At 54.3% G+C, this 21,295-nt stretch carries 30 protein-coding genes and 3 tRNA genes; 8 read left to right on the forward strand and 25 right to left on the reverse strand.

Translation table 11 applies throughout. The annotated features are described in order from the left end of the window. The first annotated feature begins 68 nt into the window (after positions 1–68). Entirely contained in the window at positions 69–599 is a 531-nt protein-coding gene (locus EYC82_RS04075; protein WP_279248272.1) for a MarR family winged helix-turn-helix transcriptional regulator, read from the forward strand. Between the two features lie 153 nt (positions 600–752). Here EYC82_RS04075 and EYC82_RS04080 read toward each other — a convergent pair whose 3' ends face one another. The 10 genes from EYC82_RS04080 to moaC all read right to left on the reverse strand — a co-directional run bounded on the left by EYC82_RS04080 (position 753) and on the right by moaC (position 6,993). Further along, complete coding sequence (locus tag EYC82_RS04080) at positions 753–1,205, reverse strand: nuclear transport factor 2 family protein (protein ID WP_279248273.1); 453 nt, start codon at positions 1,203–1,205, stop codon at positions 753–755. A gap of 3 nt (positions 1,206–1,208) precedes the next feature. Continuing rightward, the gene (locus EYC82_RS04085; protein ID WP_279248274.1) at positions 1,209–1,970 is read right to left on the reverse strand and encodes a glutathione S-transferase family protein; all 762 of its coding nucleotides are present in this window, start codon (positions 1,968–1,970) and stop codon (positions 1,209–1,211) included. Between the two features lie 9 nt (positions 1,971–1,979). Continuing rightward, the gene (locus tag EYC82_RS04090) at positions 1,980–2,849 is read right to left on the reverse strand and encodes an amidohydrolase family protein (protein WP_279248275.1); all 870 of its coding nucleotides are present in this window, start codon (positions 2,847–2,849) and stop codon (positions 1,980–1,982) included. Between the two features lie 85 nt (positions 2,850–2,934). Continuing rightward, a complete protein-coding gene (locus EYC82_RS04095) occupies positions 2,935–4,026 on the reverse strand; it encodes an MBL fold metallo-hydrolase (RefSeq protein ID WP_279248276.1) in 1,092 nt (363 codons plus the stop codon). Positions 4,027–4,035: 9 nt separating this feature from the next. Further along, positions 4,036–4,512: a thioredoxin-dependent thiol peroxidase gene (gene bcp, locus EYC82_RS04100; protein WP_279248277.1), complete on the reverse strand. Its 477-nt coding sequence runs from the start codon at positions 4,510–4,512 to the stop codon at positions 4,036–4,038. Positions 4,513–4,572: 60 nt separating this feature from the next. Beyond that, positions 4,573–5,118, reverse strand: coding sequence for an NUDIX hydrolase (locus EYC82_RS04105; RefSeq protein WP_279248278.1), 546 nt, complete (start codon positions 5,116–5,118; stop codon positions 4,573–4,575). An 85-nt stretch (positions 5,119–5,203) separates the two neighbouring features. Then, positions 5,204–5,680, reverse strand: coding sequence for a flavin reductase family protein (locus EYC82_RS04110; RefSeq protein ID WP_279248279.1), 477 nt, complete (start codon positions 5,678–5,680; stop codon positions 5,204–5,206). Between the two features lie 83 nt (positions 5,681–5,763). Next, positions 5,764–6,246, reverse strand: coding sequence for a molybdopterin synthase catalytic subunit MoaE (gene moaE / locus EYC82_RS04115; protein WP_279248280.1), 483 nt, complete (start codon positions 6,244–6,246; stop codon positions 5,764–5,766). Position 6,247: 1 nt separating this feature from the next. Next, positions 6,248–6,502, reverse strand: coding sequence for a MoaD/ThiS family protein (locus EYC82_RS04120; RefSeq protein WP_279248281.1), 255 nt, complete (start codon positions 6,500–6,502; stop codon positions 6,248–6,250). Further along, positions 6,499–6,993, reverse strand: a complete 495-nt coding sequence (gene moaC / locus EYC82_RS04125) for a cyclic pyranopterin monophosphate synthase MoaC (RefSeq protein ID WP_279248282.1) — start codon at positions 6,991–6,993, stop codon at positions 6,499–6,501. The genes EYC82_RS04120 and moaC overlap by 4 nt, the downstream gene beginning before the upstream one ends. A 155-nt stretch (positions 6,994–7,148) precedes the next feature. Between moaC and EYC82_RS04130 the strand changes: the two genes are divergently transcribed. Further along, positions 7,149–8,165 (forward strand): LLM class F420-dependent oxidoreductase, encoded by a 1,017-nt coding sequence (locus EYC82_RS04130; protein WP_279248283.1) that lies wholly within the window; start codon positions 7,149–7,151, stop codon positions 8,163–8,165. A gap of 31 nt (positions 8,166–8,196) precedes the next feature. Here EYC82_RS04130 and EYC82_RS04135 read toward each other — a convergent pair whose 3' ends face one another. The 5 genes from EYC82_RS04135 to EYC82_RS04155 form a co-directional block, all read right to left on the reverse strand. After that, positions 8,197–9,144, reverse strand: a complete 948-nt coding sequence (locus EYC82_RS04135; protein ID WP_279248284.1) for a D-Ala-D-Ala carboxypeptidase family metallohydrolase — start codon at positions 9,142–9,144, stop codon at positions 8,197–8,199. 79 nt (positions 9,145–9,223) lie between these two features. Next, positions 9,224–9,311 (reverse strand) — tRNA-Ser (locus EYC82_RS04140). Positions 9,312–9,366: 55 nt separating this feature from the next. After that, complete coding sequence (queF, locus tag EYC82_RS04145) at positions 9,367–10,188, reverse strand: NADPH-dependent 7-cyano-7-deazaguanine reductase QueF (RefSeq protein WP_279248285.1); 822 nt, start codon at positions 10,186–10,188, stop codon at positions 9,367–9,369. Between the two features lie 4 nt (positions 10,189–10,192). Further along, a complete protein-coding gene (locus EYC82_RS04150; RefSeq protein ID WP_279248286.1) occupies positions 10,193–10,966 on the reverse strand; it encodes an ABC transporter permease in 774 nt (257 codons plus the stop codon). Continuing rightward, positions 10,963–11,880 carry an ABC transporter ATP-binding protein gene (locus EYC82_RS04155; RefSeq protein WP_279248287.1) on the reverse strand — a complete coding sequence of 306 codons (918 nt, stop codon included), beginning with the start codon at positions 11,878–11,880 and terminating at the stop codon, positions 10,963–10,965. The genes EYC82_RS04150 and EYC82_RS04155 overlap by 4 nt, the downstream gene beginning before the upstream one ends. A 71-nt stretch (positions 11,881–11,951) precedes the next feature. Between EYC82_RS04155 and EYC82_RS04160 the strand changes: the two genes are divergently transcribed. The 3 genes from EYC82_RS04160 to EYC82_RS04170 all read left to right on the forward strand — a co-directional run bounded on the left by EYC82_RS04160 (position 11,952) and on the right by EYC82_RS04170 (position 12,753). Further along, the gene (locus EYC82_RS04160) at positions 11,952–12,335 is read left to right on the forward strand and encodes a PA2817 family protein (RefSeq protein WP_279248288.1); all 384 of its coding nucleotides are present in this window, start codon (positions 11,952–11,954) and stop codon (positions 12,333–12,335) included. 66 nt (positions 12,336–12,401) lie between these two features. Then, positions 12,402–12,477: transfer RNA gene (locus tag EYC82_RS04165), tRNA-Glu, on the forward strand. A 200-nt stretch (positions 12,478–12,677) separates the two neighbouring features. Next, positions 12,678–12,753 (forward strand) — tRNA-Gly (locus EYC82_RS04170). 32 nt (positions 12,754–12,785) lie between these two features. Here the strand turns inward: EYC82_RS04170 and msrB are convergent. Further along, positions 12,786–13,181: a peptide-methionine (R)-S-oxide reductase MsrB gene (gene msrB, locus EYC82_RS04175; protein ID WP_279248289.1), complete on the reverse strand. Its 396-nt coding sequence runs from the start codon at positions 13,179–13,181 to the stop codon at positions 12,786–12,788. Positions 13,182–13,259: 78 nt separating this feature from the next. On the opposite strand from msrB, the gene EYC82_RS04180 reads away from it, so the two are divergent. After that, positions 13,260–13,724, forward strand: coding sequence for a hypothetical protein (locus EYC82_RS04180; RefSeq protein WP_279248290.1), 465 nt, complete (start codon positions 13,260–13,262; stop codon positions 13,722–13,724). Here the strand turns inward: EYC82_RS04180 and EYC82_RS04185 are convergent, their stop codons facing one another. The 5 genes from EYC82_RS04185 to EYC82_RS04205 are packed head-to-tail and all read right to left on the reverse strand — an operon-like array spanning position 13,725 to position 17,102. Next, positions 13,725–14,858, reverse strand: a complete 1,134-nt coding sequence (locus tag EYC82_RS04185; RefSeq protein WP_279248291.1) for an ATP-NAD kinase family protein — start codon at positions 14,856–14,858, stop codon at positions 13,725–13,727. Next, a complete protein-coding gene (locus EYC82_RS04190) occupies positions 14,851–15,996 on the reverse strand; it encodes a 4-phosphoerythronate dehydrogenase (RefSeq protein ID WP_279248292.1) in 1,146 nt (381 codons plus the stop codon). Before EYC82_RS04190 ends, EYC82_RS04185 begins: the two co-directional genes overlap by 8 nt. A gap of 24 nt (positions 15,997–16,020) precedes the next feature. Beyond that, the gene (locus EYC82_RS04195; RefSeq protein WP_279248293.1) at positions 16,021–16,605 is read right to left on the reverse strand and encodes an elongation factor P hydroxylase; all 585 of its coding nucleotides are present in this window, start codon (positions 16,603–16,605) and stop codon (positions 16,021–16,023) included. Beyond that, positions 16,605–16,847 (reverse strand): sulfurtransferase TusA, encoded by a 243-nt coding sequence (gene tusA / locus EYC82_RS04200; protein WP_279248294.1) that lies wholly within the window; start codon positions 16,845–16,847, stop codon positions 16,605–16,607. Before tusA ends, EYC82_RS04195 begins: the two co-directional genes overlap by 1 nt. 12 nt (positions 16,848–16,859) lie before the next feature. Then, entirely contained in the window at positions 16,860–17,102 is a 243-nt protein-coding gene (locus EYC82_RS04205; protein WP_279248295.1) for a YheU family protein, read from the reverse strand. Positions 17,103–17,175: 73 nt separating this feature from the next. On the opposite strand from EYC82_RS04205, the gene EYC82_RS04210 reads away from it, so the two are divergent. Further along, positions 17,176–17,691, forward strand: a complete 516-nt coding sequence (locus EYC82_RS04210; RefSeq protein WP_279248296.1) for a glycine cleavage system transcriptional repressor — start codon at positions 17,176–17,178, stop codon at positions 17,689–17,691. Between the two features lie 5 nt (positions 17,692–17,696). On the opposite strand, the gene EYC82_RS04215 is transcribed toward EYC82_RS04210, so the two are convergent. Genes EYC82_RS04215 through prmB form a run of 3 tightly spaced genes read right to left on the reverse strand, consistent with a single transcriptional unit; the run spans position 17,697 to position 20,019 of the window. Beyond that, complete coding sequence (locus EYC82_RS04215; RefSeq protein WP_279248297.1) at positions 17,697–17,921, reverse strand: hypothetical protein; 225 nt, start codon at positions 17,919–17,921, stop codon at positions 17,697–17,699. 14 nt (positions 17,922–17,935) lie between these two features. Next, positions 17,936–19,051, reverse strand: a complete 1,116-nt coding sequence (gene aroC / locus EYC82_RS04220) for a chorismate synthase (RefSeq protein WP_279248298.1) — start codon at positions 19,049–19,051, stop codon at positions 17,936–17,938. A gap of 44 nt (positions 19,052–19,095) precedes the next feature. Further along, positions 19,096–20,019: a 50S ribosomal protein L3 N(5)-glutamine methyltransferase gene (gene prmB / locus EYC82_RS04225; RefSeq protein ID WP_279248299.1), complete on the reverse strand. Its 924-nt coding sequence runs from the start codon at positions 20,017–20,019 to the stop codon at positions 19,096–19,098. A gap of 143 nt (positions 20,020–20,162) precedes the next feature. On the opposite strand from prmB, the gene folE reads away from it, so the two are divergent. Continuing rightward, on the forward strand, positions 20,163–20,705 hold the full coding sequence (folE, locus tag EYC82_RS04230; protein ID WP_279248300.1) for a GTP cyclohydrolase I FolE: 543 nt from the start codon (positions 20,163–20,165) through the stop codon (positions 20,703–20,705). 2 nt (positions 20,706–20,707) lie between these two features. Here the strand turns inward: folE and EYC82_RS04235 are convergent, their stop codons facing one another. Next, entirely contained in the window at positions 20,708–21,289 is a 582-nt protein-coding gene (locus tag EYC82_RS04235) for a DUF4892 domain-containing protein (RefSeq protein WP_279248301.1), read from the reverse strand. Positions 21,290–21,295: the final 6 nt, after the last annotated feature.

The raw sequence follows: 21,295 nt of genomic DNA on the forward strand, positions 1-21,295 counted from the left end.
ACAGATTGCTGAAAGCGTCTAAACTATAGCTCGGCAGGTAATAATGAGACGCTCCTCTGGAGGCCATCGTGGACCAGTCAGTCGCAGAACAGAACCAGGCAGCAGCCAGTCTGCTATCAAATAACCTGCCCCGCCTCCTGCGCGAATTCTCCCGCGATTTTGAACGTCGCATACGACAGGGCCTCTCGGCGCGAGGACACGAGCAAATTCGACCTGCGCACAATGTGGTGTTCGCCAATCTCGGCGCAGGTGCTGTCAGAGTAACGGAGCTCGCAAGACGCGCACAGGTCACCCAGCAAGCCATGGGCAAAATGCTTAAGGAACTCGAGCGAATGGGCTATATCTCACGGGGCATCGACAATGGCGACAAGCGCGCCAAGGAAATACAGCTTACCGCGCGAGGCCTCGACCTGATAGCGCAGAGTATCGAGGTCATAAACGAGGTTTGCGCGCACTATGCTTCAAAAGCAGGGCCGGAGAGGCTAACCGCTCTGGAACAACAATTACGCGATGTTGTCGGTCATTTGGCACTTGATTACCTGCCGGCCGCCTGGACCGAGCAACCTCTGACGCCCGCAGACCCCTGTAAGACACCCTGACTGGACGGCCTACCCTTGTGCGCCGATCACCGCTTTAGCGTTTGTGTGGTGCTCTCCTCGCCTTGTATTGCTCTATTGATCACAGCTCCAAACTACTCGGGACCAGGGCGACGTAGGCGCGATCCACTAGCAGGCCACATCGCGCCTCGCGGATTACAGGTTCATGAAGTCCGGGGTATTAAAAACCCAGCTTTTTACCTCCTCTCGCCGCGATATCCGCCAGCCCCGCGTCGTACGCCGATACTCATCGACGTACCAAAGCCCGAGAAAGTAGGTTTGGTTATCACTGCCGGCCACTACCATTTCCATCGGGTTGAAACACATAACGCGCCCCGTTGCGCTGTCAGCGTCTACCTTGATCTGAACGTTGGCATTGAGATGCTGGGAGTTGGGAAACAGCGCATCGGTGAGCGCAGAGTTGAGAAACTCGAGCGTGGTATCTACATCACCCACACTGCCACCCATAACACCATAATCAATGTGGGCGTCTTCGGTAAAAACGTCATCACGCAGACGATCGATCTGCTTGGTGTCAATTAGTTCGGCGTAACGAAATACCAGATCCTGAATTTCGAAACGGTCGGATAATTCTTGTTGCGATAACATAGTTCAATCCTCGAGATAATCCAGCGGCGTCGTAATGTGGCGCTCAAACATCATGTCGCGATGCGCCACAAGACGAGAGGTCAGGCCTGCAAGCACCGCGTCTGACGCGTTACTCCACGCCGTCCGCATCCACTCCGACATAGGGTTGACTGCCTGCGGCAGCGGCTCGAGCATGCCCGAAAATGCAGCCCAGTGGAAATCCGTGGCGCAGGGCACAGCGCCCAGGAAGTAGTCCCCGTCTTGAGCCAGCGCCCTATCCAGCACCGCACAAATATCGACCAACTTCCCATCGGCTTCGGCTAACGCGTGATCAGACCATCCGTATTTTTCACTTAGACGCAAGATAGCTTCTGGAGGTTCATCCATCCCCATCAACGGCGCTAGCATGTGCAGGCGTCGGTTCCACCCCAGTCCGTCGACACCAGCGATCAGGTTAGATAGCCCGATCACCTGCAACTTGCTTGCGGCATCCTGCGGCAGCAGTGGTTTGTGCGGTGAAAGCCGATCAATGAAGCTAATCAGATCCAGCCAATGCGATACGGGCGGAAGATCATCCTGCACCGCTGCGGGTGCCGAGGTTTGCCCCGTCCAATCGCGCAGCGCGGTGTTTGCCCCGCCACCATCCTGGTGGACGGGCACATACGCCAGTCCCTTGTGCTGGAGCATATATTTTGCGGCCTCCCCCCACGGGCCAGGCACACCAGCCGTTAATACCAGGCGCAGTCCCGGCAATTGACGCGCCTCATTTACCGGCAAATATTTCATCAGCGTTGCCTATTGATCGAGTTTAAAGACACGTACGGCGTTATCACGCAGGAACTTGGGCCACACCTCGTCCCGCAACGGCACATCCGGCATCTCCCGAAAAATCCTGTCCAGAGACAAACCCATGGGAAAGTAACCCGCGTACATGACCTGTCCGCTGCCGCGTTTATTGGCGAAGTCAATAATATCGGGGGGATAGTATTTAGGGGCAAACGCACTCGTCATATAGTGTAAATTTGGATACTTCAGCATCATTTTCCAAGCCACATCAGTCCAGGGCTCACAACCATGGCGAGTCACCACACGTAGCTCAGGGAAAAACCACAGCACCTCATCCAGCAACTCCATTTTTTGCGGACCAAAGGGTACACGGGGACCGGGCACACCCATGCAGGGGCAGAAGGGAATATCCAGCTCTACCAGTTTGGCGTATATCGGGTACCATTTTTTATCGTTTACGGGCACCGGCGGAGAGATCATCGCCGGGGAAGCGGTCACCGCCTTTATATCGAACTTTTCGTGCATGTGTACAATCTTGCGCACCTCCTCCATCCCGCGGTTGGGGTTGGCCTCGTAGGAGGCAAAAAAACGATCCGGGTGCTGCCGCAGGGCTTTCTCCTGCAACTCACTGAACCCCAGCCCGATCATCGCGCGTGCGATGCCGTGCTTATCCATCTGCCCCAGCGTGTAGGCGATGTAATCCTCATGCTTACCCGTGTCCGGAATATCCTTGAACATGTACTGAGCGGGCATGTTGAACATATCGTGGCTTTCACGGTCCAGCAGTAAGGGTTTTATCCAGTCGTAAAAACTGCTGTTATCATCCCCGGGAATCGCGAGCATCAGGTCAATGATTCCAATTTCGCTGGGCATGGGCATGGTGTTGACTCCTTCTGACATAGCGGGGGACGCGCTTCTCGCAATTACCGGAGATAGTCTACCTAAGTAATTGTTATATATCTATTTATACTCTTATCGGCGCGTCATTTTTAGCCCCGTGGTCGCGTTTGCGCAGACGCAGAGGCAGCGTGTCATCCGCGGACAGGTACCGGTAACAACCCGACTCATCGATATGCCGCTGTAACTGGCCACGCTGATGCAGATAGTTGAGGTGTGCAATACACTCTCCCAGAGCCAACCCCAGATTTTGCCCATCCAGCGGACGCTTGAACATCACCGGTAGCAAGTCCATGGCACTGCGATCCGATTCGACACAGGCTTCTTCAAGCGCCAGCAGATGGTCCTCGTGGTGTTCAACCAGGTAACGCAGGCGCTCATGCAGGCCATAGAACGGCGTATTGTGAGCGGGCAAAACCAGAGCGTCCGCAGGCAGCAAATCCTGCAGATGCTCGAGCGAGTTAAACCACTCCTTGAGAGGATTGCCCTCCGGTTCGGACCCCGCAACGCTGATGTTTGATGTAATCCGAGGAATGACCTGATCACCCGAAATAAGGATATTAAGCGCGCTGCAATACAGACAGGCATGCTCCGGAGAGTGGCCTCGACCGATCACCACTTGCCAGCGATTACCATTGATCGTAAGGAATGCCCCGTCAGTCAGTCGGCGGAATGAGGTGGGCATAGGCTTCGTAATGGCGGACAGTCCCTTAAAACTTTCTACAGCCGCCTTCACCTGGTCTGCGTTCCGTCCTGAGCGCAGCAGATTTAGCTCTGTCTCCCAGTTGAAATGATCCTTGCCTGTGCGACCGAAGGCCAGCCCGACGTAGTATTCCGCCTCAGTCATGTAAAAAGGCACACGCCACCGCTCACACAGCCAACCCGCCATCCCGGTATGATCCGGATGATAATGCGTCGACAGTACAGCCTTGACCGGCTTCTCCTGAAAATACTGTTCGAACACGCCTTCCCACAGCTCCTGCGTCGGTCCGAGGGCGATACCGGTGTCTATAATCCACCAGCCATCGTCATCCTCAAGCAGATAAAGGTTAATATGGTCAAGGGCCATTGGCAGCGGCATACGCAGCCAAAGTATCCCTGGTGAGATTTCTCTGACTGCGCCGAAGTCGGGCGCGTCTTCAAACAAATAACTCAGCATAAGATCAACTTACAGCCCAAGGTCTTTTATCAGGGCGATTACGTCATCGTCATGGCTCTTGGTCTTGACCTTGTCCATGATGTGTTTAAGGCGCCCATCCTTGCCGATGATGAACGTGGTGCGAAGAACACCCATGAATTCTCGGCCCATAAATTTCTTCAAACCCCAAGCTCCGTACTTATCTGTTACCACATGGCCTTCGTCCGATAGCAAGGTGAAATTAAGGTCCTGCTTGTCGACAAAGCGTCCTAATTTAGCCACTGGGTCAGGGCTTATGCCAAGCACTACGGTATGGAGCTTCGCCAGAGCCTGCTTGCTGTCCCGAATGCCGCAGGCTTGCACAGTGCAACCCGGCGTCATGGCCTTCGGATAAAAGTACAGCACGACATTTTTCTCACCTCGAAATTGCTTGAGACTTACCTTCTCACCGGACTGGTCCAGCAATGTCAGCGCGGGCGCAATATTGCCTATTTTGGGAAACGCCATTGACTCTACATCCTCTCAGTTTTTCGCGCCCAAGGCGGACAACGAAACGGGTCATGCTCTTTATTTTGGTCGAGGCCGGTGATCGACAGACGACACCCGGACCGGGTAGTTATCGCGCTCCGCATCGGGAAAATATTCTTTTAGCGTCTGTGAGATCACAGGAAAGGCTATGTTATCCCAGGGAATCTCGCTTTCTGCATAAAGACATGTATCGAGGCTTTCGGGACCGGCACTGTGCTCGCCCGCAACCAGCTCGCAGCGATAAAACATGTAGACCTGGTTGATATAGGGCACATCAAACACCCTGTAAAGCTCTGTGTTTTCGACCTTGGCCCTCGCTTCTTCCCAGGTTTCTCTAGCGGCTCCCTGTACGCTGGTTTCACCGTTTTCCATAAATCCCGCTGGCAACGTCCAGTAATTCCTGCGCGGCTCTATCGCTCTCAGGCAAAGCAGAATCTTACCCTCATACACGGGCAAGCAACCCACGATCACACGAGGATTACTGTAGTGTATGACCTCGCAACTGCTACAAACGTGGCGCTCCCTGTCGTCTCCCTCGGGAATCCGCAGGACCACAGTGTTACCGCAATGGGGGCAAAATTTCATCAGGAACAGCTTCCAGCAAACAGGAGCAATATTATAAGGGCTAGAGGGGGAATAACACAGTCTGTTGTGGCGCCCCGGCGAGATCTTACCGCAATTCGCGGTAGTGGCCGCTGGCAAATAGCAGGGGCTCACCGCTCGGACGCTGCTGCATATCTCGTATTCGACCCACAATAATGAGGTGATCTCCGCCCTGGTGGGTTGCGTCGAGCTCGCACTCAAGCGTCACCAGTGCGTGTCGGATTTCGGGAGAACCATGCTTGCCCAGGCGGTAATGAGAGGGGTCCAGCTCGTGCTGCCCCTTTTTGGCGTATTGATTGGACAGTGCCTGCTGCTCGGTACTGAGAACATTGATGGTAAAATGTCGTGGACGTGCAAAAATCTCATACACATCCGAGTTATTTTGCAGTGACCACAGCACCAGGGGCGGATCCAGAGACACCGATGAAAAAGAATTGGCTGTCATGCCCATAGCACGTCCGTCCTCTGCAACAGCGGTAATCAAAGTGACACCTGTCGCGAAACGCCCCAGGGCATTCCGTAATTCGCGACTATCAATACTCATTTATCGTGTTCTCCCTTGTTATTTATATTCATCGTGTATTTGAGCCCACCAGCGGACCGCAGCACATCCCCCATTCAGGCTATCTAGGGCGTGTGCTGCTCGCTCCAGCGCGCCGCGCGCGCTGCATCGGTGTCGCGGACAGATACCCATTTGACCCCCGCCGGACCGCGTTCTTTTTTCCAGAAAGGCGCGCGGGTTTTCAGATAATCCATGACAAATTCACAAGCGCTGAAGGCCGCCTCGCGGTGGGCGGCAGATATCCCGACCCAGACTATCCTGTCGCCGGGACTCAAGGTACCGACCCGATGCACAACACTTGCGCATAAGAGTGGCCAGCGCGTGCCCGCCTGCTGCAGTATCTGCTCTATGCTGCGTTCTGTCATTCCGGGATAATGCTCAAGCGTCAAGGTGTCGACTTCCTCGCCCTCGTTATCGCGTCGCACGTAGCCGGTAAAGGTCGCCAAAGCACCTTCCTTACACGTCCCGCCCATGGTTTCTGCCTGGAGTTGGGCAATATCAAAGTCCTCTTCCTGCACAGCGACTTGCGTTATTACGGCATCTATCATGTCAGCCACCGGTTACCGGCGGAAAGTACGCCACCTCATCACCATCACGAATGACACAATCATCGTCGGTAATCGCCTGGTTCACTGCCACGATCAGGTTGTCCTGGTTCAGCACCGTGCGCCAGACGGGACCGCGCTCCGCGCATAGCGCCTCCGTTAATGCCTCCAGATGCAGCCCATCGCCAGGCCAGGGTATGTCCAGCGCGTCGCAATCGAGCGCCTCTCTCACGCTGGCAAAGAAAAAAACCTTGATCATTCGATTGGGCTCTTTGGGTCGCGTTGCCAGGTGCCGGATTTACCCCCCGCCTTGTAGCTGACCGCGATACCGTGAATTTCCATGCTACGGTCTACCGCCTTACACATATCATATATTGTCAGTGCCGCTACCGAGGCCGCGGTAAGCGCCTCCATCTCAACACCGGTTTTCCCGGAGACCTTGCAGGTCGCCTCTATCTGCACCTGGCTCTGCCCGACATCCAACGTAAATGTAACCATCACGGAATTCAACATAAGGGGATGGCACAGCGGTATCAGGTCAGCACATTTTTTGGCCGCCTGGATACCAGCCACTCTCGCCACTGGCAAGACATCACCCTTCTTGTTTGCCCCGGGCTCAAGCAAAGCCATGGTCTGTGGCTGCATAGACACCAGCGCCGTTGCAACGGCAATTCGCTCAGTCTCGGCCTTGCTGCCGATATCCACCATACGGGCAGCACCCTGTTCATCGAGGTGGGTCAATTGGCTCATAGCACGCTCCGGCATTCAGGTGATCAGAGTCTATCCAATGAAGGGGCTTAAGGACAATCCGGTTGAGCGGACATGTCAGAGAATTTGGCCGAAAAGTACTTACCGCAGCGGCGAGCAATAGCGTAAGGTTAGGCGTTTTAAGCAGGAGATGCGGCGTGGCGAAACTTTCCCTTGGATTGCAACTGGGTTATTGGGGGCAACTTGCCCCGGGCAATGCGCATGTCGAGCTAGCGCAAGAGGCGGAGCGCCTGGGGTACGATTCCGTTTGGATGGCGGAATCCTGGGGTAATGACTGTTTCACACCTCTTTCATGGATAGGAGCACACACCAGCACACTTCGCCTGGGTACCGCGGTTGCGCAATTGTCTGCACGCACTCCGACGGCCTGTGCGATGGCCACACTGGCGCTCGATCATCTCTCAGGAGGTCGCATGGTCCTCGGTCTGGGCGTCTCCGGCCCGCAGGTGGTAGAGGGGTGGTACGGACAGCCCTACAGCAAGCCGGTCACGCGCACCCGGGAATATGTCGAAATCATCCGAAAGGTACTGGCCAGAGAAGCTCCGGTCACTAACGACGGGGAGTTTTACCCGCTGCCATACAACGGACCGGGCGCCTGGGGCATGGGCAAGCCGCTCAAGCCGATTACCCACCCACTGCGAGCTGACGTGCCTATTTTCATCGGCGCAGAAGGACCGAAGAACGTCACCCAGACGGCAGAAATCGCCGATGGCTGGCTGCCCCTTTACTACAGTCCCTACCGTCAGGAGGTTTATGCCGATCAACTGGTGAACGCCAAACCAGGATTTGAAGTGGCTCCCACCGTGATGGCAGTCATGAACGACGACCTGGAGCAAGCACTCTACCCTGTAAAAGCCATGCTGGGGTTCTATATTGGCGGCATGGGCTCCGCAAAACGCAATTTTCACAAGGAACTCATGGCGCGCATGGGTTTTCCCGACGAAGCGGAACAAATCCAGAAGCTATTTTTCGAGGGTAAGCGGGACGAGGCTATCGCCGTGGTGCCAGACGCATTCGCCGACGAAATTTCTCTGTGCGGCCCCAGGGACCGAATCAAGGAGAAACTGAAAGACTGGGAAGATAGCCCGGTGACAACACTGCTTATTAGCGGCGACATCGACCTGCTGCGCGGCATGGCAGAACTGACGCTCTAACTCCAACACCGGGGCCGGACATCCGGCCTCGCTACCACCTCGCCCTGTAACCCCGGGTATCGACATGCACAAAACCACTGTGTCGACTGGTTTTATAGTATCGACCAATTCCGCCAGTGGGCCCGTCATATCCTGCGTGCTCCCGATAATCTTCAACAATGTCAAATAACATATCGACGTCTTTACGGTCGCTATCACCATCTCCATCGAGGTCATCCATCAAGCCGTCTTTGTTCACGTCAACATAAAAATCGAGCGCATCGCCATAGACATGCCTGCTTGCGGCCACGTTACCAATGAGGCTGTTGTAATAAGGCGTTCGATACCCACTGATAATTCCGAAGGTCTCTATCGGGTAGCCCGCGCGCTGCACCGCGCCCACCAGTCCCTCTAACAGCACCAGCAGCTCCTCCGACAGGGCAAGGTATTTTGGAAACGTTGACTCCTGCTTGCAAAGAAACTGCCCGAGAGTGAAATGATCTGACAGGGGTATATCCAGCATTTCCCGCGTGACTCGAACATAGAGCCTGGGCGAGCGGTACAACTGTGGGTATTCACTGTGGCCGGAAGGAAGCGGCCCGATGCGGTAACCCTCGAGAGACTCCTGCTGCGGCGTTAGCACGGTGCCGACAAACACATTCAACGTCGTGGCCTCGCCGCCATCCGGGTATTCAAGCTCGAAGTAATACAGGCCCGACTCCTGCGGCGCGCTGAATCGCCATATGCCGGTCGCGGGAGGTTTAATCTCCACCCCTTCAAAACGAATGTGCAACTTACTTGTGTCGTAATCGATGAGATCAAGCGACAGGATCTCACCGGGCACAGCGAAAAGACTAAACGTCTCCTGCTTTACTTGACTGCCGCCCAGCGCCAGTGATAATCCCTTCGCCTGTGTCTCAGGAAAAGATATTGCGGCAACAACACAGAACAATAATCTGCTCAGAAGCCTCTCGTGCAGTTTAATGCCTTTTTCGGCCACTGCTTACCTCTCGCTGACAATGGCTCTGAAAAAACGGTGTTGGACGAGCCGAGAGAAATCGCGGGCGGACGAAATCATGTGGCGGTGAGGGAGGGATTCGAACCCTCGAACGGTTGCCCGTTACACACTTTCCAGGCGTGCGCCTTCGACCACTCGGCCACCTCACCGTAAGCGCGCGCATGATACCACAGGACTAGACGGTTTGAAGCCCTGCGACCCGAACTACTGGCGAGCGATACGGCCCTGAGCCCGCGCATCGAGTTCGCTCGATCTAAACGGCGTGATGTCGAGACCGCCACGGCGCGTGTAAAAGGCCTGCAGGTGTAAAAAATCTGGCGCCAGTAAGTGATAGATGTCTAGGAATATGCGTTCTGCGCACTGCTCATGAAACTCCTGATGCTGCCGATAGCTTACGATGTATTGCAGTAAGGTACCCCGATCAAGCCTTGGACCGCGGTAATGCAGCCACAGTGTCGCCCAGTCCGGTTGTCCCGTGATGGGACAAAGAGAACGCATCAAATGGCTGAACAACCGCTCTTCAACCCAAGCATCCCCATCAATTCTAAGGCTTACAGCACAGCCGCTTTCCGGATCAGCGCAGGCCTCGCTGTCGATACAATCACCCGCCAGTGCAGCACCGCTTATACTCTGATCATTTACCCCCCACAGCTCAAGCGACACTGACACACCAGCCACAGCGCCGACATCGGAGATCACCGTCGCACTGAAGGCCTCCTCGGATTCGAAGCGCATATTATTGAGTGAATTCAGATAGAGCTTCAACGACTTTGATTCAACCAAATTGGGAGAATCTGCAGGCACTGTAAATCGACCTACCCTCGCCTCGGGTTTTCCCTCGAGATTCAGCCACGACAGCTCGTAGGCATGCCATAGGTCAACGCCGTGAAAAGGCAAAGGACCGTTTATGAGAAGAGAATCACGGCCGAACTGACGGGGCATCGGGTGGAGTAATTCGGGTGAGTAAACATCCACCACGGGCGTAACCTTACCCAGCAGCATACCCTTGCTGTCGTCGCCTTCCAACGCTCTACTGCCGCAGACGAGTGCCGGTGCGCAACAGATACATACTGTACGCAAAGGCCAAAATGGTGAAGCCAATGATCATAGTGAACGCAAAGGCAAGGCTCACATCAGAAACTCCCAACACGCCGTAACGAAACGCATTGACTACATACACCAATGGATTCAGCTTCGACACATTGGCCCAGAATTCGGGCAGCAAATCCATCGAATAAAACACGCCACCGAGGTATATAAGCGGCGTGAGCACGAACACGGGAACAATTGAGATGTCATCAAAGCTGTTAGCATAGACAGCATTGATAAATCCCGCCAAAGCAAAAAGCGTCGAGGTCAGGACAACGACCACAACGACGATAAAATAACTGTGGATCTTGAGTTCGGTAAAAAATAATGACACGAGTGTCACAACCACCGCTACCAAAATACCCCGGGTGACGCCTCCAACAACATAGCCCATCAATATCACAACGTTAGAAACCGGTGATACCAATAACTCCTCGACCGAGTGACTGAATTTGGAGCCAAAAAAAGACGACACTACGTTGGAATATGAATTGGTAACAATCGCCATCATAATGAGCCCCGGCACGACGAATTCCATATAGGTGAAGCCACCCATTTCGCCGATTCGTGAGCCGATTAGCGTGCCAAAGATAACAAAATAAAGGGACATTGTGATGGCCGACGGTAGCAGCGTCTGGGTCCATATCCGCAGGTAACGCGAGATTTCCTTGCGCACAATAGTAACGAACGCAATCCATTGCTCATAGGTATTCATGCAACACCATCGATCAGATTAACAAACATTTCTTCCAGCCTGTTGGCACGGTTACGCATGCTGCTTATGTGTATACCATGGCCATCGAGTGCCGCAAAAACTGCGTTAATGTTCTGCCCTTTTTGCACATCGACCTCCAGGGTATGGCTATCTACCCTTCGGGTATTGAATACCTCAATATTGATGTCGCCTGGCAGTTCCTCGACGCAATCAAGAATGAAGGTTTCCTGATGCAGGCGACTCACCAAATCTTTGATTGAGGAGTTCTCCACGATCTCGCCGTGATTAATGATAGCGATGTGCCGACACAAAGCTTCCGCTTCTTCGAGGTAGTGTGTGGTAAGAATAATCGTGGTGCCCTGCTCGTTAATCTTTTCAAGGAACTCCCACATTGCCCGTCGCATTTCGATATCCACACCGGCGGTCGGCTCGTCGAGGATCAATAGTCGAGGCTCATGCACCAGAGCCCGGGCAATCATCAAGCGTCTTTTCATGCCCCCGGAAAGCATTCTAGCCTGCACATCTCGCTGCTCCCAGAGACCCAGCTCACGAAGATACTTTTCCGCCTGTTTACGTGCCTGCGTAGCCGGCAAGCCATAATATCCAGCCTGGTTGATAACGATATCGAGAGGCTTCTCGAACTGATTAAAATTGAACTCCTGAGGCACAATGCCGATGAAGCGCTTGGCTGCGGGAAAGTTCTCATCGATGTCAATATCGAACACCGAGACGCGGCCCCCTGACTTGGCTACCAGAGAACAAATAATCCCTATGGTCGTCGATTTGCCAGCGCCATTTGGGCCCAATAACGCAAAAAAATCGCCCTGTTCTACGCTCAGGCTGATGCCCTTGAGGGCCTCAAAGCCATTGTCGTAAACTTTGCTAAGGTTCTCTATACTCAGTGCTGGCAACATTGTTGTGATTGCACCCTGTTTCATCAAGCGCGTAATTGTACCCGTATTTCTGTTTCTTAACGACTCCGCCCATGAATGATGATCAATATCTAAAACACAACCTGTCCGTCCTGGAGGCGTTTTCAGCGGCGCTGGCGACGCGTACTCGAGAACTGCCGGATGGTCATCCACTGCATGAACTGGCACGGGAGTTCCGGGCACTCAGCGAGACGCAAACGAACCTTTACCCCCAAGGACACACGCTAGTTGCCCGACTTTTCAATACCTTTAACGAATTTGCCCCGACCTTTCCCCGCTCACTTCTCTGGTTTTTCGGGGGCGACTGCCTCCACTATCTCACGGATGAGGAAATCAGCCAGTTCCAGCAGCTAGATGAGCTGCGACTGGCGGCGGCAGAACGCGGGGAAGTCCTCGATCTGGAGCAGGCGCGAGCGGCAAACGACACACTGCACTGAGCAGTGCGGGCTTGACGCCAACGCCCGCTCTACCTACAATGCGCGCCTCCTGATGGAGACCGTTGCGTCCCCTTCGTCTAGTGGCCTAGGACACTGCCCTTTCACGGCGGTAACAGGGGTTCGAACCCCCTAGGGGACGCCATTCATCAGCACGCCGCCTCCACGGGATCCGTCTACGGTAACAATGACGCCTCCAAGGCCGGAGCAGAGCGAATACGGCGATGGTTGAAACGCAAATGCGCTGGAATAGCTCAGTTGGTAGAGCGCAACCTTGTCAAGGTTGAGGCGGGGCGCGCAGCCTCGACGGTTCCGGCGGCCACGGCGGTGTTTAAACGTAGATGCGCGGGAATAGCTCAGTTGGTAGAGCGCAACCTTGCCAAGGTTGAGGTCGCCGGTTCGAACCCGGTTTCCCGCTCCAATGCCGCAACTCAAGATCGCGTTATCGTGACATCAACCGTCTGAGTCTTCACGCTTGGCCAATTCAAGCGATGCACTGTTAATACAGTAGCGAAGTCCCGTAGGCGCAGGGCCATCCTCGAACACATGCCCAAGGTGCGCGCCGCAGGCTTTGCACAATACCTCAACACGTGTCATACCGTGACTTCGATCGTGCTCCTCCTCGACGGCATCAGACGTTTTGGGCTGGTAGAAGCTCGGCCAACCGGAACCCGAATCATACTTGGTATTGGATTCAAAAAGCGCCTCCCCACAGCAGCGGCACAGATAAGCGCCCTCCTCTTTCGTATCACAATACTCGCCTGTGAATGCTCGCTCTGTGCCCTTCTCCCGGCAAATATGATACTGCTCGGGGGTCAGTTTCTCTCGCCAGTATTTCTCATCCTGCATAATAACACCCTTGCTAGCTCGCTTAATTTCTCTAGCGTACACTAGCGCCTACCAACACTCTAGCCACCGTGAGAATTCATGTCCGACATTCACATTGATGATTTCTACCGTGATTCAGCGAAGATACTGGTTCGCTTGTATGCCACATTTCCGACGCCTATTACGCTTTATGTAGAAGACATCAGTGGTCCAGATGAGCCGGACGAATTCGGCTTACACCACCCTCGATTTGAATCCTGCTTTAGTACCATGATATGGCTGGCGCAACATGATTACCTGCATTTTGACGAATTGCTGCGTAAAGAGGCGATGGACCGAGTAGTCCTCACTCAGAAAGCGTTTCTGATACTTGCAGGATCATCTCTAGCCAACGAACCGCATAACAACGTGCCTCCGGAGGCCCCGCCGAGTATCGCCGATCGCCTCAACACTCAGATTGCACAGCTACGAAATGCCTTGAACGAGGGATCAAGCATTCAACTGAAAGAGGCAATAACGAACGTGCTCTCTCATCCGAATGTCGGCGACTCACCGACGCCCTGACTACTCGACGCGGTAAATCACGTAATCGTCATAGCCCGTGTTGACCCTGATCAAACCCCGTAATGTCCGGTCCAGCAAGGGATCATTCGTATCCAACAGCAGTGGGCGCGAGGCCAAACCTGCGATTTTTGATTTGCTCGCAACGATATTGATATTGTCACTACCAACCGCCCGTATCACAGCGGGTGAAATTTGTTGATTGCCGCGCCCGAACAGGTGGCCCTGCCCTCCTATGACGGTCACAATCATACTGAAAGGCCCGTTGCTGCTTTCGATGAGAGACAGCAACGACGCCTCGTCGGCGTCAGCAAGAAGCAACTCTCCATCGCGCACAACATCCACACCCAGCAACGTGCATGGCAGTCTTAATTCTTCCATGATAGCCGCCGTAGTGGAGCCCGGCCCAACCAGATAAGTTCTGTCTGGCTCCATTTTTTCTACCTGCCAAGCTGCAATTTCAGCAGCGGCCAGCTGTTGATCTTCCCTGCCGCCCAACTTCGTCTGTTGTAAGAATGAACCCTCACACGGCACCAATAACTCTCCGTAAAAACGACTCCGGACCGTGTCAAGACGAAAAGCCTCCTCATCGATATCTCTCACGTCACGCCTTTTTAAATCTACAAGGCCGCCACGAGACAGTACTACCATGAGATCGCCTGCCGCCTCCGGCGAGACTGCAAATACGCCTGAGTGCATTTTTACCCCTGCAGGGATACCAAGCACGGGCGTATCACTGCCTACCGCATCAAGAATATCCCTGGCAGTTCCATCGCCGCCAACGAACACCAGCAAATCCACATTCGCAGCCTGCAGAGACACCGCTGCGTCACGGGTATCGCCAGCGTCACTGAGCCCGTCCGAGGGCGATCCCAGTACGCTTGCATCAAAACCTGCTTCACGCAGTACATCTTCACCCATGGACCCACCCCAACAACTGAATTGCAGGGATACCTTGACGCTCCGAATTCTATCGAGGCTGCGCCGGCAGCGCTGTGCTGCCCTACTAGTCTGACCTTTCTGCAGGCTATCGGCTATTTCACGGACTGCCTCGCCATCGCTCCCTTTGAGAGCCAGACCACCACCAAGGCCCGCCAGTGGATTGACAAGCAGACCGACGTGTAGCGTTTTACCCACTGCTGGCCTCTCCCTCGTAAATCTCGCAGCCGAGTGCATGTAAGGTGGCAAGATCCGAGAATCCCGCCGGCAATTTTATTCTGGCGAGCGCCAACTCCCGGCGCGCCGGATAGTTTTTGCGCATATAGTCGAAGTGTTCGGATATTCTGTCCGAACCACCGCCCCTCAAGCGCCGGTCATCCTCACGAACATCGTAATGGGCATGCACTAAAGCCCGAATGAGTGCTGCGCCGGAAAGGCCATCCGCAAGCACCCACGGTGCCTGCCCCTCAGTCGCGTGGTGCGGCGCAAGTTCTGAAATCCCTCGCGCCATTGCCATCGCGCTTGCCAGCATGTGCGTGGCAACAATCTTACTGTCGAGGCTGTAACCGGCTATATGAGGGGTCGCCAGGGTAACCTGTTTCAATAACGCTATATTGATGTGCGGCTCATCTTCCCAGACATCCAGCACAGTCAGTAAATCGTTGCCAGCCTTCAGATGCGCGAGCAACGCCAGACTGTCTATGACTTCACCGCGGCTGGCGTTAATCAGCAGCGCACCGGGTTGCAGCAGCGGCAAAGTGTCCCGATTAAGCAAGTGCCGACTCGGATAAGGCGCTTTGTCCGTTAAGGCGGGATGCAAGCACACTACGTTACAGGCGAGTGCCTCCTCTAGGTCAACCGCTCCCGACACGTCGTCACGGTCCAACCACGGGTCGTAAACACGGCAGGCAATGCCCAGAGCGTGAAACCGCATCGCCAGTGCCTTCCCGACAAAGCCGTATCCGACAATTCCGCAGGCTTCACCCGCTAGCAGTCGCTCCAACCTGTCATCAACAGACGCGATCGCCGATAGGACGTACTCGACCACCGAGTTTGCGTTTGCGCCGCCAGCGTAGGCAAAGTGGATACCGGAATTATGCAAATAGCTCACGTCGATATGGTCTATGCCACTGGTTGCACTGCCGACGAAACGGACCGGCGTGCCGCTCAAGAGCGACTCGTTCACAGTAGTTACGGAACGAACCAGCAGCGCATCCGTGTCGACTAACTGGCTGCGCGTGAGGCTTCTGCCGGAGAAACGCTGCACGCGCCCAAATGGTCCGAGTACGTGCTCAGCACCCGGTATATTTTCATCGACGAGCATTCTGAGAACCACAATCTACACCACTCCGTCTGTCACCTAGTCGAAATCAGACAAATTCAGCTGCAGCTTATGTAGCGGCAGACAATTATCAAATTCTGCGCAAAGGGCCGAGTAAAAGCGATTGGCTCGCTCGGGCAAACCAGCGTCACGCCAAAAGCGAGCTTGTTTGACAATAGCGGCTTGAAACGCAGCACTATCGAGGAGGCTCTGTCGAGACAGTGTGAGATTGTCTAGACTGACACGAAAGCGCCAATGGCAGGCTCTGGAGAAAATCCACTCCAGAGCCTGCGGCTTGTATTCGACCGACTCGAAGACCTGTTGCTGCGCAGCGCTGCGATCGTCGCCACTGTACCAGTACCCAAAATCAAGCTCTTGTCTCCGTGCTGCTCCAGCAAGACACCAGTGGGCCGTCTCGTGCAAGGCGCTGGCAAAGTAGTCATGCCGGTAATAAACGGTGTGATGTACATGAGCCTTGTCCAATGGCTGGTAAAGAGGCTCGTTCGCACCACCAATCAGCACAGTGTTGAACTCATCAAAGAAGCAGGCCTCGAATACTCGGCACAGTCTGGTTGCATCATGATTTAGCATGGCCTTGTCCGCCAACTCGGTGGCATGCCCCATCAGTCCGCAGCCTGTTTACGCAACAAGTAGTGAAACTCGTCTTCCACGCGGGCTTGCCTGAGCAACTCATGCCCGAGAAAGGTACAAAACTTCGGAATATCTCGCTCTGTAGAGGGATCTGTAGCCACGACATGCAGGGTTTCGCCTACCGCAATATCCCGAATGCGATTATGCAACAGCATCACGGGTTCCGGACACAGAAGCCCCGTGGCATCAAGAACATGATCAGGGTCTTTATCCATGTTGTTAGTCTATCAGTTACCGAGCAGCTGTTCTGCTTCTGCGGCTGGCAACAAATCCCACTGTTCGGACTCCATATCGTACAGAAGTTTGAGTTCGCCAGAATCCAGCTGCCGTCGCAAGCGACTCACTTTGTCGTCCAGTGACAGCTCGTGCATGCCGTAATCTGTGCCCTCGCGATTGACATAGTTCTGCAGCACTGCGTTCAAAGTTTCATCCTCAAGTTTTTCCGGAGGAATCTGTAAAAATTCAGCCATGGGCTCCTGTGGATGAAGTCGTTCCGGTTGCACGCTAATATATAGCCTGATGCGAGACAAGTGGAGAGTTCCTATGCATTGTTCCTACATTATTACGTTCATCAGTGATGACAGGCCCGGCCTGGTGGAGACTATTGCCAATACCGTCAGAAAGTGTGATGGCAACTGGCAGGAGAGCAGGCTATCCCAACTGGGCGGCAAGTTCGCAGGACTGATTCTCGTCTCTGTGCCCCAGAGTGGGGCGGCGGCGCTGGTGCAGGCGTTGTCGGACCTAAATCAGGGAGACATCAGTGTCAGCGTAACCGAAACCGCCAAAAAGACGACATCACCCGACGTACGTACGGTTTCACTCAGCATTATCGGCCCAGATCGCAGTGGCATTGTGCAAGAGGTCTCCCGCGCCCTTGCTGGGCATCGCATCAACGTCATTGAAATGGATAGCAAGGTCAGCAGCGCGCCCATGAGCGCCGAAATGCTGTTCGAGGCCCGCATTAGCGCCTCGGTACCGGAGATACTGAATGTCGAACAGTTGCGGAATAGCCTCGATAGTATTGCAGATCAGATGACGCTGGAGATCGAAATAGCCTGAGGGAATCAGGACCCTCCTCCACTGAACAACTTGCGAAGAGCGACCCACAGGCCTGCACAAAAACCCGCCAGCAGAATAACGCCTGCCACTACCCACAGAACACCGACAAAAAAAGTCAGCATATCCTCAGGGGAGATATCGAAGTTACGAATCGCAGCCCAGATAAGCACGGCAAGCGACAACACACTGAGCACCAGAGTGCGATGAAAACGTCGGGTCGCTTTACTCACCAGATGAGACCCCCTCAGTCAGCAACACCAGTGCCGTTAGAGGCTGGCAATACCGGCGTTTGCGCCTCGACGTCCATATTCTGAGCCCGGTGACGCAGTGCATGGTCCATTAACACGATCGCCAACATTGCCTCTGCGATGGGAGTGGCGCGAATACCCACGCAGGGGTCGTGCCGTCCATGGGTCGCAACCTCTGCCGCCTCACCTTGAGTATCAATCGTCGCACCGGGCAGCCGAATACTGGACGTGGGTTTGAGTGCAAGGCTTACGGTGATATCCTGGCCGCTGCTGATACCCCCCAATATTCCACCCGCGTTGTTGCTTGAAAACCCTTCCGGCGTCATTAAATCTCGATGCACACTACCCTCTTGCTCGACCGCTGAGAAACCGGCCCCAATTTCCACGCCCTTAACCGCGTTAATACCCATCATTGCTGCCGCAATATCTGCGTCTAGTCGATCAAAAACGGGTTCTCCGAGCCCGGGAAGCAGTCCGCTTGCCACTACGTTAATACGTGCCCCCGCTGACTCACCCCGCTTCATAAGATCCGCCATAAACGCTTCCATTTCGGAAATCTTGTCTGGGTCAGGGCAGAAGAAAGGATTTTCCTCCACGTGTTCCCACTGCACTTTATCTATCGCAATGGGGCCCAGCTGAGCGAGATATCCCTTTATCTGAATGCCATAACGGGCGGCGAGATACTTCTTCGCAATAGCACCCGCTGCCACCCGCATGGCTGTCTCTCTAGCGGAAGAACGCCCCCCTCCTCGGTAGTCCCGAAAACCGTATTTCTGCGTGTAGGTATAGTCTGCGTGAGCGGGACGGAAGGTATCCTTGATATTGCCATAATCCTTGGACTTCTGATCTGTATTTTCAATCAGCAGCCCGATCGGGGTACCTGTCGTAACACCCTCGAAAACCCCCGACAGGATACGCACTTCATCTGCCTCCCTGCGCTGTGTAGTGAAGCGTGAGGTGCCGGGTTTACGGCGATTCAGGTCAGTCTGCATATCGGCAGTATCCAGCGGCAGACCGGGCGGGCAACCATCCACGATGCAACCCAACGCGGGCCCGTGGCTTTCCCCGAAACTGGTTACCGTAAACAGTTTACCAATCGTGTTTCCCGCCATGATTTGTACCGAAATCCAATTCAATATTCAGTCGTATTATAAGCCTAATCCTGCCAGCAATCGCCGTACTTTTGCAGCTCCTGAGCCGACATGACAAATACGCCCTCTCCTCCGTCCTCACAGTCTATCCAGGTGAAAGGTATGGTGGGAAAGCACCTGTCCAGGCTTCGCCAGCTGTGTCCGACCTCACCGATAATAAGCCCGGTCTCTGTGAGAAACTCCCTCGCACTCCCAAGTATGCGCCGAGTCAGGTCCAATCCGTCCGCGCCTGAGGCAAGCGCCAGCGCCGGCTCGGCGTGGTATTCTCTCGGCATAGCCTCAAGCTCAAGCGAATCGACGTAAGGAGGGTTGGTAAGAATAATATCGTATCGAGTGTCATCAAGATCTGCGAAGCCATCTGATTGGATGATGCGGACCCGCTCTTGAGGCAACTCAAGACGCACCCGATTGTCATGGCTCAGCGCAAGTGCATCCCGGTCAATATCCACAAGATCCACACGGCAATTCGGATAATAATGCGCTACAGCAAGACCGATACAACCGCCACCACAGCACAGATCCAAAATCCGGCGCGGCTCGGGACCAAAATACCACGGTTGAAACCCATTCAATATCAGCTCTGCTAAAGGCGAACGCGGAACGATGGCGCGCTCGTCGCATAGAAATTCCAAGCCAGCAAACCAGGCGCGCCCCAGCAGGTAAGGCAGTGGAACTTGTTCGTGTATGCGCCTATGCAGAAGAGCAAGCAATTCTGTCTGTTGCGACGGCCGTATCTCACGGTGAAGCACCTCCTGCCCCGAATCTGTCGGCAGCTGCGCCACCGCCAGCACCAGTTGCACGGCCTCGTCCCAGGCGTTGTCCGTGCCGTGACCAAAGAAGGCATCACTGCTTTCAAGTTCTCTGCAGCAATAATCAATGGCCTCGCCAAGTTTGATCGGGACTGTAGTTTCGCGATTGCTAAAAGACATAGCTGCAGTGTAGCCGAAACTGGTCCGGCGGCGTATTGCATCTAGGTGGGCGAAGCTCTAAATCGCTACAACATACGCTGTTTGCCATGCCTACCGCGGGTTGATACCATTTGCGGCCATTTTTCCTATCCGGAGCCGCTCAATTGGAACAGCACTGGGCAAAAATTATCGAATCCATGGGCGAAGACCTGGAGCGTCCAGGCTTAGTGGATACGCCTAAGCGGGCCGCCAAGGCGTATGCCTTTCTGACGAGAGGTTACAGTCAATCGGTGGACGAGGTGGTCAATAACGCTCTTTTTCCCTCCGATTCCAGCGAAATGATAGTGGTGGAAGACATCGAGATGTACTCGTTGTGTGAACACCATATGCTGCCATTCATCGGAAAATGCCACGTCGCTTACATACCGACAGGGCAGGTTCTCGGCTTGTCCAAGGTTGCTCGCATTGTGGATGTATTCGCCCGACGCCTGCAGATTCAGGAATCGCTCACGTCTCAGATCGCCGAAACAATCATGTCCGTCACCAATGCCGAAGGCGTAGGTGTGATTATCGAGGCACAGCATATGTGTATGATGATGCGCGGCGTCGAGAAACAGAACTCAAGAATGAAAACGTCATCCATGCTTGGATCGTTCCGCAGCGAACAAAAAACGAGGGAAGAGTTTTTATCCTTACTGCAGCGCTAGCTCTATTCGGACGCTTTCTTCTCGACACGTAACAATTCCATGCGCAGGTACTGCCTGTCTTCGGTTCGGGCAGCGCTATACATTAGCAGCCGATATTCTGGATCTCCGGTGAGGCGATAAATACTATAACGTTGCATATCCTCTCGCCCGTACAGCACTCTCTCCCGGAACACTCGATTCGCCCACTGAGCGCTGTGGCCGCACGCCCGCCCCGCGCAATAAAATAACTTCTCAGCCGCCGGGTCAGCGGCCAACTCATCTTGAATGCCTGACATAACCTGTGATGCTGTGAAGCCATCCAGAATTTGCCATGTATATCCAATCAGCAAGCCACTAAGCCGCTCGCTGTTTTTGAAACGCCATTCGCCCCTAACTTTCTTTAACGCGCCCAGTGGCACCTCGTAGCCAATTACATCGCGACGAAATGAAGAAACTTCGACTGCATGTGGGAAAGAAATCAGCCGTGAGAGGTAATCATTTTCTGGGCCTTCATCTGTCGCGGCAAAGAGCCGCGGCATACTGACCAGAATAATCAATACACAAAAAGCGAGACGAGATAGGCGCACTAGGTTAAGTAATTTCATATTTTT

The sequence above is a fragment of the Candidatus Marimicrobium litorale genome (genome assembly GCF_026262645.1).
Lineage (GTDB): Bacteria > Pseudomonadota > Gammaproteobacteria > Pseudomonadales > Halieaceae > Marimicrobium > Marimicrobium litorale.

Coding starts and splice junctions, on each gene's coding strand:
- EYC82_RS04210 (WP_279248296.1), top strand. CDS start 17,176: ATGCATTGTTCCTACATTATTACGTTCATCAGTGATGACAGGCCCGGC.
- EYC82_RS04105 (WP_279248278.1), bottom strand. CDS start 5,118: ATGAAATTTTGCCCCCATTGCGGTAACACTGTGGTCCTGCGGATTCCC.
- msrB (WP_279248289.1), bottom strand. CDS start 13,181: ATGCAGGATGAGAAATACTGGCGAGAGAAACTGACCCCCGAGCAGTAT.
- tusA (WP_279248294.1), bottom strand. CDS start 16,847: ATGGATAAAGACCCTGATCATGTTCTTGATGCCACGGGGCTTCTGTGT.
- EYC82_RS04160 (WP_279248288.1), top strand. CDS start 11,952: ATGAATGATGATCAATATCTAAAACACAACCTGTCCGTCCTGGAGGCG.
- EYC82_RS04090 (WP_279248275.1), bottom strand. CDS start 2,849: ATGCCCATGCCCAGCGAAATTGGAATCATTGACCTGATGCTCGCGATT.
- EYC82_RS04095 (WP_279248276.1), bottom strand. CDS start 4,026: ATGCTGAGTTATTTGTTTGAAGACGCGCCCGACTTCGGCGCAGTCAGA.
- bcp (WP_279248277.1), bottom strand. CDS start 4,512: ATGGCGTTTCCCAAAATAGGCAATATTGCGCCCGCGCTGACATTGCTG.
- EYC82_RS04110 (WP_279248279.1), bottom strand. CDS start 5,680: ATGAGTATTGATAGTCGCGAATTACGGAATGCCCTGGGGCGTTTCGCG.
- EYC82_RS04155 (WP_279248287.1), bottom strand. CDS start 11,880: ATGTTGCCAGCACTGAGTATAGAGAACCTTAGCAAAGTTTACGACAAT.
- prmB (WP_279248299.1), bottom strand. CDS start 20,019: ATGTCTTTTAGCAATCGCGAAACTACAGTCCCGATCAAACTTGGCGAG.
- EYC82_RS04085 (WP_279248274.1), bottom strand. CDS start 1,970: ATGAAATATTTGCCGGTAAATGAGGCGCGTCAATTGCCGGGACTGCGC.
- aroC (WP_279248298.1), bottom strand. CDS start 19,051: ATGGCGGGAAACACGATTGGTAAACTGTTTACGGTAACCAGTTTCGGG.
- EYC82_RS04180 (WP_279248290.1), top strand. CDS start 13,260: ATGTCCGACATTCACATTGATGATTTCTACCGTGATTCAGCGAAGATA.
- EYC82_RS04150 (WP_279248286.1), bottom strand. CDS start 10,966: ATGAATACCTATGAGCAATGGATTGCGTTCGTTACTATTGTGCGCAAG.
- EYC82_RS04195 (WP_279248293.1), bottom strand. CDS start 16,605: ATGGGGCATGCCACCGAGTTGGCGGACAAGGCCATGCTAAATCATGAT.
- EYC82_RS04120 (WP_279248281.1), bottom strand. CDS start 6,502: ATGATCAAGGTTTTTTTCTTTGCCAGCGTGAGAGAGGCGCTCGATTGC.
- moaE (WP_279248280.1), bottom strand. CDS start 6,246: ATGATAGATGCCGTAATAACGCAAGTCGCTGTGCAGGAAGAGGACTTT.
- EYC82_RS04205 (WP_279248295.1), bottom strand. CDS start 17,102: ATGGCTGAATTTTTACAGATTCCTCCGGAAAAACTTGAGGATGAAACT.
- EYC82_RS04235 (WP_279248301.1), bottom strand. CDS start 21,289: ATGAAATTACTTAACCTAGTGCGCCTATCTCGTCTCGCTTTTTGTGTA.
- moaC (WP_279248282.1), bottom strand. CDS start 6,993: ATGAGCCAATTGACCCACCTCGATGAACAGGGTGCTGCCCGTATGGTG.
- EYC82_RS04080 (WP_279248273.1), bottom strand. CDS start 1,205: ATGTTATCGCAACAAGAATTATCCGACCGTTTCGAAATTCAGGATCTG.